General features: G+C 41.3%; 10 protein-coding genes. 2 read left to right on the forward strand and 8 right to left on the reverse strand.

The window, feature by feature from the left end; all coding sequences use genetic code 11:
• Positions 1-68 precede the first annotated feature (68 nt).
• Positions 69-2,099 (forward strand): PHP domain-containing protein, encoded by a 2,031-nt coding sequence (locus AACW75_RS00845; protein ID WP_145568232.1) that lies wholly within the window; start codon positions 69-71, stop codon positions 2,097-2,099.
• Entirely contained in the window at positions 2,074-2,373 is a 300-nt protein-coding gene (locus AACW75_RS00850) for a hypothetical protein (RefSeq protein WP_145568474.1), read from the forward strand. Before AACW75_RS00845 ends, AACW75_RS00850 begins: the two co-directional genes overlap by 26 nt.
• Before the next feature lie 171 nt (positions 2,374-2,544).
• Here the strand turns inward: AACW75_RS00850 and AACW75_RS00855 are convergent, their stop codons facing one another.
• From AACW75_RS00855 to AACW75_RS00890, 8 genes are all read right to left on the reverse strand, one after another.
• Positions 2,545-3,312: a hypothetical protein gene (locus AACW75_RS00855; RefSeq protein ID WP_237297361.1), complete on the reverse strand. Its 768-nt coding sequence runs from the start codon at positions 3,310-3,312 to the stop codon at positions 2,545-2,547.
• Positions 3,313-3,314: 2 nt separating this feature from the next.
• On the reverse strand, positions 3,315-4,367 hold the full coding sequence (locus AACW75_RS00860; RefSeq protein WP_145568230.1) for an AAA family ATPase: 1,053 nt from the start codon (positions 4,365-4,367) through the stop codon (positions 3,315-3,317).
• On the reverse strand, positions 4,360-5,475 hold the full coding sequence (locus tag AACW75_RS00865; RefSeq protein ID WP_145568229.1) for a DUF262 domain-containing protein: 1,116 nt from the start codon (positions 5,473-5,475) through the stop codon (positions 4,360-4,362). The genes AACW75_RS00860 and AACW75_RS00865 overlap by 8 nt, the downstream gene beginning before the upstream one ends.
• Before the next feature lie 195 nt (positions 5,476-5,670).
• Positions 5,671-8,058: a phenylalanine--tRNA ligase subunit beta gene (gene pheT / locus AACW75_RS00870; RefSeq protein ID WP_145568228.1), complete on the reverse strand. Its 2,388-nt coding sequence runs from the start codon at positions 8,056-8,058 to the stop codon at positions 5,671-5,673.
• Between the two features lie 18 nt (positions 8,059-8,076).
• Entirely contained in the window at positions 8,077-9,060 is a 984-nt protein-coding gene (gene pheS / locus AACW75_RS00875; RefSeq protein WP_004734764.1) for a phenylalanine--tRNA ligase subunit alpha, read from the reverse strand.
• A gap of 291 nt (positions 9,061-9,351) precedes the next feature.
• A complete protein-coding gene (locus AACW75_RS00880; protein WP_145568227.1) occupies positions 9,352-10,524 on the reverse strand; it encodes a GGDEF domain-containing protein in 1,173 nt (390 codons plus the stop codon).
• A 288-nt stretch (positions 10,525-10,812) separates the two neighbouring features.
• Entirely contained in the window at positions 10,813-12,069 is a 1,257-nt protein-coding gene (locus AACW75_RS00885; protein ID WP_145568225.1) for a hypothetical protein, read from the reverse strand.
• A gap of 9 nt (positions 12,070-12,078) precedes the next feature.
• Complete coding sequence (locus AACW75_RS00890) at positions 12,079-12,834, reverse strand: outer membrane lipoprotein-sorting protein (protein WP_237297380.1); 756 nt, start codon at positions 12,832-12,834, stop codon at positions 12,079-12,081.
• Positions 12,835-12,843 lie beyond the last annotated feature (9 nt).

Here is a 12,843-nt window from a genome sequence, read left to right on the forward strand (position 1 = left end):
AAGAAAAACGACAACGTGATAGTAAATTATTCAGTTCACTATCTAGTTCCCAGCGTGCGGAGTTAAACTTGAAAAAAATTGATCTCCACTTACATACAGTCCCTACGATTAGCGATGCTGATTTTACATTCTCACTGTCCAAATTATGCGAGTATGTTTCTACAGCAAATTTAGATGCGATAGCTATAACAAACCATGACATGTTCGACTTAGAGCAGTTTTATGAGATCGACAATGCAGTAGATTGCGCAGTATTTCCAGGAATAGAAATTAATCTCGACAATGGTCATATTCTTCTTATATCGGAAAAACAAGATTTGGAGGATTTCCAAATTAGAACTTTAGAGGTAACTAAAAGAGTCAGGAATATTGGAGACTCTATATCTACAAGTGAACTGCATGAAATCTTTGGTGACCTTAGTAAATACTTGATAATTCCTCACTACGATAAAAAACCATCTCTATCAAAAAGAAGCCTTAATTTTCTGAGTGATTACATCACTGCTGGAGAGGTTGATAGCCCTAAAAAGTTTATTCGCCTATGTAAAGATGACTCCGAATTGACACCTGTGCTTTTCAGTGATCTCAGGTTGAAAGAGAGTCTTCGTAGCTTCCCCCCACGTCAAACTTATATCGATTGTGGAGAGGTTTCGCTAAAATCAATTAGGAGCAGTTTGAGAGACAAGACAAAAGTTTCACTATCAGAAACGGATGGAAATAGACTTTTTCAAGTCTTTGATGATGGCTTACATTTGTCAACAGGTCTTAACATCATTTTAGGCTCACGTTCTTCAGGTAAAACAGTTACCCTAAACCGAATTAACCAAGAGTGTGAGAATGTGAAATATATACCACAATTTTCTCTCGTTCAGCGGGATGATGCTAGCTATGATAGAGAGTTTAACCAGGGACTCGCTCGTGAAAAAAGTAACTTCTCAGATAAGTATCTTAGCGACTTTAAAGGTGTACTAGATGATGTCATCGATATAGACCTCGCTCAAAATAGGCGAAAAGTCTCTGACTACCTCGATAGCTTAATAAAACTAGCGGACGATGCTGGAAAGCGTGATTCGTTTTCAAAATCATTACTTTTTAATGAAAGCCTTTTTGATGTGAATGATGACAAAGTTCTTTATGACCTTATTAACTCAACTCGACTACTCATTAACAACACAGAATATAGAACTATCATCGATAAACATGTCGACCTCATTGGTCTGAGAGCTCTTCTTTGTAATCTGATAGAAATTTTTTGGAAAAAAAACTTAGAAAGGAAAAAGAGAAGCGCAGTTAACGATATAGTAAGAGATGTCAAAAATAAGCTACAACTTCGTTCATCATCCATACAAATTAAAGATGTCGATTTATATAGAGTAATCTCGGAACATCAAAAAGTTATTAAGTTCAATGAGATAACAAAGCTGTTACAAACGGAGAAAGTTATACAGAAAGAACATATCCAAAATTTTACTGTTGTATGTAAGCAACGTCCTTTTTCTGGTGCTGGTGAAGTAAAAAGTATTAGCGGGGTAAAAACAGCTTTTAAAGATGCATTTGACCAATATTCATCACCATATAAATATCTATTAGAGTTAAAAAATAATGAGGCTTTAACACCATCCGAGTTTTATAAATACTTCACATGTATAGAATATCAAATTTTAAACAAAGATGGCTTTACGGTTTCAGGTGGGGAGCGTTCTGAGTTTAGATTACTTCAAGAAATTAAAGATGCAAAGAACTTCGACTATTTATTGATAGATGAGCCTGAATCATCTTTCGACAACATATTCTTGAAGAGTGAGGTAAATCAGATTCTAAAAGAACTTTCTAAATCAATGCCTGTTGTCGTCGTTACCCATAATAACACTGTTGGAGCATCAATAGATGCTGACTATGTAATCCATACATCTAAAGAAGTTGAGAATGGCGAAATCATCTATCGCAGGTATTCAGGTCACCCATCAAACGTACATTTGACTTCTGTTGATGGAAAAAAAATAAATAATTTCGATATAACAATGAACTCTCTAGAAGCTGGTGAGAGCTCTTATAATGAACGAAGAGGCGGATATGCAAGCATTAAAGATAAAAAATAACCAAGGTTATTTCTTAACAAAAAATGGAGACTATGAACCTGTCGATAAACTTGATAAAACCGCTCTACTTAATTTGGTAAACCTATCTCTGGGAGATGACTTTTCAATTGAGGAATATGACGAGGAAAAGATTCGAAACCAGGCTCATGCAATTATCTATAAAAGTGTAAGTGAAAAATTGTTAGATCTATTTGGAAAACGTCAGCAATTTAAAGATGAATCGGAAAGCCTTTACAGAGAAGAATACGAAAAGTACCGTACCGAGAGTCTATAGTATTATTAATACAAAAAAGGCCTCACAATTCGAGGCCTTTAGTTTTTCTATTTATCAGAAGAGATTAGCAAAAGACAAGAACTGCCCCACCACTTCCAATTGCACACGACAAGCATAGAGATGCGAAAAATAAAGCAAGGATTCCATGATGAATACTTACTTTAATTAAGCTTAAACCTCCCTGAATACACAGGTTATTTCCTTTTCAGGTTTCCAAAGGTAAATAAAGCCACTAGATAGCATCACCTCAATACATTGATTCGGTTTTTCAATTATCAAATAACGATCATGATTTTGAGTTGAGTAGCACACCCCATTATATCGAACGGCACTCCAATTAGTATCCTTAGAGCGAACTAGAGGCTTATGTTCTTTAACCGATTTACTATTACTAACAAACTCAATAGTAAGCATCTTCTTAGGGAGGATCTCATCGAAAAATTTCTCAGTAGTAATCCCTCCACTACTCCAAGCTGGAGCAAAAAAGTAGTTATCACAAATCGTAATTTTAGTTGCATCAGCACAAAGAGATTCAAGGTGGCTAACAATATCGCTTCTAGACTCACCTCTCAAACATGTTTTTGAATAATTAAGTTCAATATTCTTTGCATTTATATTTAAATAGGGATAGGTATTCCTTTGATTATCAGCAGTTAGAACAAGATGATATTTAGACATCTTTCCTAACTCTTCGAGTGTTCTCGTTTGAATACCACCACTCAAAAAAGCTGAAAGTATTGACGGAGATATAATTTGGCTTTCATCTCTCTCTTGCTCTGTAAGCCCTTGATAACACCTATAAGCTTGACAAGAAGACTGTACAAAAGGCAACTTCAAATGAGAAAGCATATTGCTAACAAGTGAATGATTGGTACTTTTACCATTTTTAAAACGAAAATATTCAATGAATAATTCATCATCAAGTGCAACTTTACCCAAGACTAGCCTCCAATTTCAATCAACTCGTTAAGTGTGCTATCGAAAAAGCCTCTCGGGAAGTTAATTTTAACGCCATTTTTATCAATGTAGTGTCCATTACTATCTAAATTTAGAGTAATAAATGATGACTCAACGTTTTCTTTATAATGGATAATGACATCTTCGTTTTTAATCTCTTTCTTATAAACTTGATGACGAGTCTTGTTTATTAAATGTTCGCAATGTGTTTCTACTATAATTTGAACACCATTGCTTGATACAAAAGAGAAGAGAGCACTAAGTAATGATTGCGCTTTAGGGTGCAAGTGTATTTCTGGGTTTTCAATTATGACTACATCACCTTTTTTAGCAATTAGGCATAATATAACGACCTTGGCAACATAACTCATACCAGCCCCTAAATTAAGAGGAGAAACCGGCCCCAACTTGGCATCGTTAAAAGTGACCTTAACTTGAGAAGTTGATTGAGCTTCGGTTGTCAGCTCTGTTTGAGTCTCCGTAATATAGCTCAACCACTGACCTACTTGATATCCCAGTGTCTTCGATTCTTTATACTTACATAATTCATCTGCCAAAGGAGAGTCTTTGACTGAATTAAAATAACCTAATATATATTGACCAGAGGAACCAACCTTGTTAGTAGAACTAATAAGAGCAAGTTCTTCTGGCCCTTGTCTATTTGCGTTTAAATAAAACAACTCAGGCTCTTTATTATCACTAGGCATATCAAAGGAAAGGTCCACACCACCAGCAGATTTAAGACCTTCACTTGTAATTATTACATCACAACTTACTTCAGAACTAGACAGTGAAATATTTATCTCTTTGGCATTGATATTCTTATTTCTAACTGAAGAATAATCTTCTAAATACTGAGTTGAAGGGGCCATTTTATATTTATTAGCGTCTTTAGAGTGTTTTATAGCTAATAATACTGCTTGTATTACAGTTGATTTACCTGATGAATTCAATCCAGTAATGATTGTATAAGGTTTAAAATCAACACATTCTTCCTTTATACTTTTGAAACCTTTCACATTAATATTGCTAAGCAACTTTCACACCCTCAATTATTGTTCTTGATATTTCTATTCGACGCCAAAGTGTACTGACTTGACTATAATCACCATAAGTGGATTTATTCCCTGCGATATTGGCTTTATAGAAATTTAAAATATTTAAAACTTTACCCTTATCGGATTCTATTTTATTCATTAAGTCCGGATAAGTAAAAATATACGAAAAAACCTCAAATAGAGATATTAAAATAGTATTGTTATACTCATCATGTATGAATGCCTTTTCACCTAAAACAATGTGGATATCACGAAAAACTTTTTTCGATTGGTATCTTAGGTAATTTATAAAATCAGAAGGGCACCCATTTAAATACTTCATTGTTAGCGAAAGCAGTTCATTAACATCATTGTTATCATGAGGTACGTTCATATAGCCATTCGCACACAAGTAAAATGTCAAGTATCTCAAAGCCATATATTCTCTTCGCATGCGGTCAGAGCTCCCCATACCGAAAAAGCCGAATTCGGGTTCATTCGCTATGTTTATGAGTAACTCGGTAGCATTGCCTTGATGCAGAGCATGGCGTAACTCTTGTTGATTTAGCTGTGTTCCGCCTCTATTAATGCGCTCAAATATGTAGAACTTTACAACTTCAGGAGTTGGAGGCTGAACAATATATGTTGGAATTTGACAGTCCTCTATCTTCGCTTGAAGAATTGGGGGAAGGTCATTAAAAAAGAAGCCGTTGTACTGAGAAAGCATTCTCAAACCAGATAGGCTAAATCCATTTTCGACAAAATCACGCATAGCGGTGAGACGTTGCTTCCCATCGATTACTTGTCTTTGCCCAAATTCGTTCTCAAACAAGTACAACATTGGTATGGGAATTCCCATAAGTATTGACTCTATCAACTCGGACTTTTGCAATGGCTGCCAAGCATTAAAACGTTGGAAGTCCGGCGAAACATCCACTCTTCTTCTTTGAATCTGTCTAGTAAACTCAAATATACTGTATTGCTCTCTCGCAATACGTATTGTTGTACTTGGAGACATAGTATAGGAAGAGTCACAACTTTCGATGGCATCTGCTATTTCTAACTCATCAATATTACTATTGCCTGACATCGATTCGTATCTAGACATCTTTCACCTATATAACTTGAGTATAAACCACTGGATTATCTCATACTTGTTACCTTTCGTCATGCCTTGTTAGATTAACAAAACCACTCCTTCAATTATGCTCAATTACAAACCCATACCCTATTTTGACTCTTCACCATAGAAAAAAAGGCCTCGCAATGCGAGGCCTTTGGTTTTTCTATCTATCAGAAGAGATTAGTCGCGAAGTGCTGCGCCGAATTTCTCTGAGATTGAAGCTACGATAGCATCTACTGAACCAGCGATGTCTGCATCTTCAAGTGTGCGCTCTACAGACTGTAGGCTAAGTGCGATTGCTAGGCTCTTCTTACCTTCTTCAACGCCTTGACCAACGTATACGTCGAACAGTTTAGCGCCTGTTAGGAATTCGCCACCAGCAGCAATACACGCTTCTACGATGTCGCCAGAAGCAACTGCTTCGTCAACAACAACGGCGATATCACGACGGTTTGCAGGGAACTTAGATACGGCTACTGCTTCTGGAAGCACGCGAGTGTTGATAGCTGCCCATTCGATTTCGAATACGATAGTACGGCCGTTAAGACCAAACTTACGCTCTAGTTCTGGGTGAACAGTACCAATGATACCCACTTCTTTGCCGTCTACTACGATAGCCGCAGTTTGACCTGGGTGAAGTGCTGGGTGCTTCGCAGATTTGAAGCTGTATGCGATTTCGTTTGCAGAAAGCTCAAGAACGGCTTCTAGGTCACCTTTAAGATCGAAGAAATCTACAGTGTTAGTTGCAATGTCCCAGTGCTCTTCGCCACGAGTACCAGAGATAACGCCCGCAAGCATCATTTCTTGGCGCATGCCGTTTTCAGCTGTTGCTTCAGGGATGAAACGTAGGCCTGATTCGAATAGACGAACGCGAGACTGTTGACGCTTCTGGTTGTGAACAACTGTGTTTAGAAGACCTTGGATTAGGCCAAGACGCATTGCTGACATGTCCGCAGAGATTGGGAATGGCAGGATTAGCGGCTCAACACCAGGTACAACAAGTTTTTGCTGTTCTGGTTCTACGAAGCTGTATGTGATTGCTTCGTGGTAGCCACGGTCTACAAGAAGGTCACGAACGCGCTTAAGCGGTTGGTTAGCTTCTTTGTGGTCATTCATTTTAAGTGCCGCTTTAGGCGCTTGGTTTGGAATGTTATCGTAACCGTAGATACGACCTACTTCTTCAATTAGGTCTTGCTCGATTGCGATATCAAAACGCCAAGATGGAGACGTTGCCGTCCAGCCAGCTTCTGTCGTTTCGACGTTACAACCTAGGCGAGTAAGAATTTCCACTACGTCGGTAGATGGGATTTCGTGACCTAGTAGGCTGTCTAGCTTAGCGCGACGTAGAGCAACTACGTTTGCTTTAGGAAGATCAGCTTCAGATTCGCTGCCGTTTACTGGCGCAACTTCACCACCACAGATTTCAACTAGAAGCTGTGTTGCACGCTCCATTGCTGCTGCTTGAAGTGTTGAATCAACACCACGTTCGAAACGTAGAGAAGAATCTGTGTGAAGGCCGTAAGCACGTGCGCGACCACGGATGTGATCCGGTGCGAAGAATGCAGCTTCAAGAAGTACGTCTGTTGTTTCAGTAGTAACACCTGAATCTTGACCGCCAAAGATACCAGCGATTGCTAGTGCTTTGTTTTGGTCTGCGATAACAAGTGTGTTGCTGTTTAATTCAGCTTCGTTGCCATCTAGAAGTGTTAGTTTTTCGCCCTGCTCTGCTAGACGAACCACGATACCGCCTTCGATCTTAGCTAGATCAAATGCGTGCATTGGTTGGCCTTGCTCTAGCATCACGTAGTTTGTGATGTCTACAACTGGGTCGATTGAACGGATACCACAACGGCGCAGTTTTTCTTGCATCCAGATTGGCGATTCCGCTTTCACGTTTACGTTCTTAACCACACGGCCAAGGTAACGTGGACAAGCATCAGTTGCTTTGATTTCAACAGATACTGTGTCTTCAATGCTTGTTGCAACAGCTTCAACTGTTGGCTCTGTAACGTCTGCGCGGTTTAGTACGCCAACTTCACGAGCAAGGCCACGGATGCTGAAGCAATCTGCGCGGTTTGCTGTTAGGTCTACGTCGATAGTTACGTCGTTAAGCTCAAGAAGCTCACGTACGTCCATACCTAGCGTTGTGCCTTCTGGTAGCTCAAGGATGCCGTCAGATTCTACGTCGATACCTAGCTCAGAGAAAGAACAAAGCATGCCGTGCGATGGAACGCCACGTAGTTTTGCTTTCTTGATTTTGAAGTCACCAGGAAGTACTGCACCAACTGTTGCTACTGCTACAGTTAGGCCAAGACGACAGTTAGATGCACCACAAACGATATCTAGCAGCTCTTCTTCGCCGATATCAATTTTAGTTACTTGTAGTTTGTCTGCGTCTGGGTGCTGACCGCACTCAACCACTTTACCTACTTTAACGCCGGTGAAAACACCCGCAACAGGTTCTACATCGTCAACTTCCAAACCAGCCATAGTGATTTGGTGAGCTAGCTCTTCGCTGTTAATTGCAGGTTTAACCCACTCGCGTAGCCAAGATTCACTGAATTTCATAGTTTTGACTGCCCCGGATTACTTGAATTGTTTAAGGAAACGAAGGTCGTTCTCGAAGAACGCACGAAGGTCATTTACGCCGTAACGAAGCATCGTTAGACGCTCTACACCCATACCGAATGCAAAACCAGAGTATTTCTCAGGGTCGATGCCAACAGAGCGAAGTACGTTAGGGTGAACCATGCCACAGCCTAGAACTTCTAGCCATTTGCCATCTTTACGTTTCACGTCAACTTCAGCTGAAGGCTCTGTGAACGGGAAGAATGAAGGACGGAAACGCACTTCAACTTCTTCTTCAAAGAAGTTACAAAGGAAATCGTTAAGAATGCCTTTAAGTTGTGCGAAGTTTACGTTCTCATCAACTAACATACCTTCCACTTGGTGGAACATTGGCGTGTGAGTTTGATCGTAGTCGTTACGGTAAACACGACCCGGAGCAATGAAGCGGAAAGGCGGTTTGCCGTTTTCCATCGTACGGATTTGAACACCAGAAGTGTGCGTACGTAGCATTAGATCGGGGTTGAAGAAGAAAGTATCGTGATCAGTACGAGCTGGGTGATCGTCTGCGATGTTTAGTGCATCAAAGTTGTGGAATGCATCTTCGATCTCAGGGCCAGACTCAGTGCTAAAGCCAAGCTCACCAAAGAACTGTTCGATACGCTCAACTGTGCGAGTAACTGGGTGAAGACCACCGTTCTCAATGCGACGACCTGGTAGGCTCACATCGATAGTTTCTTCAGCTAGTTTCGCTTCAAGCTCTGCACGTTGTAGTGCGTCTTTGCGAGCTGCGATCGCTTGTTGAACAGCACCTTTCGCTTTGTTGATCTCTTGACCAGCAGTGCGACGCTCTTCAGGTGGAAGTTTACCTAGGCTTTGTAGTTGAAGAGTGAGTTCACCCTTCTTACCTAAATACTGAACTCGCACTTCATCAAGTGCGACTAACGAATCTGCTGTATCAATAGCAGTCGTTGCATTAGCAATGATCTCTTCTAGATGTTGCATCATTTCCTCATCTACCAGTTGGTAGTGTCCGTATCGGATGATTAGTTTTTTTAGATAGCTACACATAGTAATCAAACACGCTACCAATGCCAAATTGAATCGCTAAAAGAGCAAGTTATTGACTAAAAACACGGCAAATTTAACAGGATATTAATGAGGAGTAAGAAGAAGTGGAACAATTACTGGTTCCACTTCTTTATTTGGAGCCGAGCTAGGTTTTAGATTTAAAGCGGCTAGACTCTAGATTTAAAGTCGCTAGGTTCTAGATTTGAAGCGAGCGGAGCTCTAAAACTAAAGTGAACCGTGCTCTAAATCTGAATGGAACTGCGCTCTAGATTTTAAATGAACTGAGTTCGATATCTGAATCGAGCACACGCTGTTTTTGCCCGCGTTTTTCGCTAAATAAACAGACTCATCGGCGGCTTTAACCAACTCATTCATGGACCCGAATTCTTGGGTTATTTCAGCTACACCGACACTAATACTGCCAATCCAAACTTGATTACTGGTTTCAACCTCTAATTCAGACACTTTCTGTCGAGTCGTTTCCGCGATGTGCATACCGCCTTTAAGGTCGGTATCTGGGCAAATCACCAAGAACTCATCGCCCCCTAATCGACACACAATATCGTCATTGCGAAACGCATTTTTCAGTTCACGCGCGAGGGTTTGTAACACCAAATCACCTGCATCGTGGCCACTGGTGTCGTTAATGCGCTTGAAGTGGTCGGCATCAATCATAATGCACACTAAAGGCATGCCAAGTTCTTTCGAGTCTTGCCAATGTACCGCTAACTGTTTAAAAGCACTGCGACGGTTAGGTAATTTAGTGAGTGAATCTGTTAACGACAGTTCTTCAAGTTTCTTGTTCGCTTGTTTTAACTCTGCCGTACGTTCCTCGACTTTTTCTTCGAGTAACTGGTTGAAACGTAACAACTGCTTGTTGCGCTCAGAGACTTGTTCAAATAAGCCGTTAAGCGCAGCGAGTAAAGGGATGGTTGAAGAGTCTTTCTGCTTTTTTTCTGCTTCAAACGCTTGTTGAGGTGTTGCTCCCTTTTCTATCGCGGCCACTTGTCGAGCCATGTTTTGGTCGATACCGAGGATGTGGTATGCAAGCCAATGGATGAGGAAATCAAGTAACTGCCGTGCTGACGACTGATCTTCTTCCAAGATGAATGCTTGCATGCTGTAGATATCTCGCATAAACATGCGATGAACTTTGATGTGTTCTTCAATGTGTAAATCGTATACACCGCAATCTCTCATTAAAGATTCTTCTTCTTTAAAATGAAATTCGGCATAGCGTGTGAGATCGAGTAAAGCGACGCTCATGTCGTCTATAGAGATAGTATTCTCTGACAACAGGTTTCCATAGTGGTTGATAAAACCAACAAGGTATTGATGTTGTTCGTCTACGACACCAATGCCTGTTTCAAAGTTATTATCCCAATTGAATGAATTCATATATCCCTTAGGGCCGATACCACCAGCACGTTTCACATGCATATTCGGAGGTTATAGATGCTCGAAAAATATAACCATTTTACCTGTGGGACTATTCGATTGTTTGATCCATTTTATAAAAATACGACTTTGAACATTCTAAATATGGCTCATCTTAAATTTGAGACGTTCCCTTTAACAAGAACGCCTCACGAAACCAACATTAACTTATTGGAAATACCTAACTTTTCGGAAATGCCAAGTTCTTGGAAATGCTAAATGGTTGGAAATACTAACTTTTTGTAAAGACTAAAAATAATATTCCAACGCCATCTCAACAAAATCGTCCTTACGCGCGAAGAACAACAAATCTTCTGGGGTTTCGTTCTCAAACAACCACGCGTTTAATCGCCACTTGAGGTTGTTGTTAATACGGCTAGATGCTTCGAGCTTTGCACTGTAGACATCGCTGTTATCTAAGTCTTGAGTAATGCCCGTTAACACCTCGGTCCCGTCTTCATCGTTCAAGGCGAAGCGCGCTCCAAGAAACACATCGTTTTGACCGACACTTTGGGCATTATTGCCTCGGCTGTCGTACAGGTATTCAGCAATGAAGCCAATATCCCAATACGACTCTAGCGCGCCAACCCATGTGTATTCAAAGCCTGTCGCGACACCTGTGTGGTTGTCGTAGCTGTCACGATAAATGCTTTCAAGCTTCCATAACCAGTCACCCATAATGCCTTGCACATCTAACCCAAAATGCTGCATTTGCGCGTAATACGGCTTGAGTTCATTGCCTTCTACACGATAATAAGGGTCACGATTTGTGCCGCCTAAATAGCTTAAACCGACATCCCAATCGCCGTACATTTGGCTATAACGCAGTGCCACATCAACGTGCTTTTCTTCTTTCGATGATTCGTAAAGCGCATCGTCTGAAACGGGTACGGGCGTTCTTAACCGACCGTCTTCCCCTGCAAAGGTACGTTCACGAAAATACGGCAGTAACATAGCATCGATGGTTCCCCAGTCTTTGATGGACGTAAAGTGCACCATAGGCTGACCCAACTTGGATTCGCCATCGACCGATTCAATCGCATCGGTTTGATTTACTACGTCCACTAAGTGCGCCGATTCAGTCACGCCCCAGAACACTTTGCCTACACCCACTCGCAGTTCGTAATCGTCCCAATAATTGAGATATAGAGCTTCACGAACATCGCCATGAGTTCGTTCATCGTCTTCGCTGTCTAGGCGAAAAAACGGCGTGAAGGTAAAGCTGCCGTTGCCCTCTTGTTGCTCCCAGTAAAACTCCGGTTGCAAAACCAGTGAACTTTGCCCTTTATCCTGCCCTTGTAAGCCGTCACTAAAGAACTGCCTGTGTTCAAGGTTAACCTGCCCTGCTAGCTGTGGGGTGACCTGTTCTAGTCGCTCTTGGCTAAACAGCTCTACTGGCTCAGAGCTAAAACCTGCCGCCACACATGGCAACGACACCTGCATTAGCCCAACGGTCGCCGCCAAGGTTAAGGATAACTGCGTTCCTGTTAACACAATCCTTTTCATATTCTTGCCTTACTTTGCACGTTTAAGTGTGTTTTTTTGAAAATCCTTGTCCTTAAGACCGGTCTGGAACGCTAAATCTGTCGTGGTTAATACGGTACTTTTGCCTGTTTGGTGGTTTTGCATCGACATGGTGTGCGCGCGCCAGTATTGGTTTAGGTATTGTTTGTAGTCTTGGAACGAGAGGGTTTTTAGCAATGCACCTTTACGGTCGTAAAACTCCACTTGAACGGGGCGGTAATATTGTTGGTCTAGCCATACTTTCTGCATGGTGTAGCCAGAGTTTTTGTCGGTCGGAACTTGCTCCAATACAAAGGTATCAACACCTTCGATTTTGGCGTCTTCAATGTAGTTGAAGGTGTACTTTCCTAGCTCGAACGAGCTCAAATCTTCGTAAGCAAATTCACTGCCCATAAACGGGCCCGATTTGTTACGTGAAGAGATGCGTTTTACTCGTTTCAATGCTGGCAGATACAGCCATTGATCATCTGATTTCGCTATGTGTGAGTGGTTCAAGAAAGCCGTGCCTTTTACGTCACGCGGCTCATCAAAAATGGTCAACCCTTTGTCGCCATCGTCATCCACTTCTAACGACTTCAATCGCATTAGGCGCGAGCTACTTTCGCCTTGTTTGTTGCGAAGTAGCATTTCCATGGTCGCAACAGAATCGCCCCACCCCATATCGACGGCTTTACGCTGCTCGGCGATCTCTAAGCCTTTCGCAGGATCGGCTAACGCAGGGAAAGCCACGAATGCGCCAATAGTCATCAATGACGT

The sequence above is a fragment of the Vibrio sp. L3-7 genome (genome assembly GCF_963898195.1).
GTDB lineage: Bacteria > Pseudomonadota > Gammaproteobacteria > Enterobacterales > Vibrionaceae > Vibrio > Vibrio echinoideorum.

What these genes read in the sequence shown, in the direction of transcription:
- AACW75_RS00850 (WP_145568474.1), top strand. Translation starts at nt 2,074, where the DNA reads ATGCAAGCATTAAAGATAAAAAATAACCAAGGTTATTTCTTAACAAAA.
- pheT (WP_145568228.1), bottom strand. Translation starts at nt 8,058, where the DNA reads ATGAAATTCAGTGAATCTTGGCTACGCGAGTGGGTTAAACCTGCAATT.
- pheS (WP_004734764.1), bottom strand. Translation starts at nt 9,060, where the DNA reads ATGCAACATCTAGAAGAGATCATTGCTAATGCAACGACTGCTATTGAT.
- AACW75_RS00865 (WP_145568229.1), bottom strand. Translation starts at nt 5,475, where the DNA reads ATGTCTAGATACGAATCGATGTCAGGCAATAGTAATATTGATGAGTTA.
- AACW75_RS00880 (WP_145568227.1), bottom strand. Translation starts at nt 10,524, where the DNA reads ATGAATTCATTCAATTGGGATAATAACTTTGAAACAGGCATTGGTGTC.
- AACW75_RS00885 (WP_145568225.1), bottom strand. Translation starts at nt 12,069, where the DNA reads ATGAAAAGGATTGTGTTAACAGGAACGCAGTTATCCTTAACCTTGGCG.
- AACW75_RS00890 (WP_237297380.1), bottom strand. Translation starts at nt 12,834, where the DNA reads ATGACTATTGGCGCATTCGTGGCTTTCCCTGCGTTAGCCGATCCTGCG.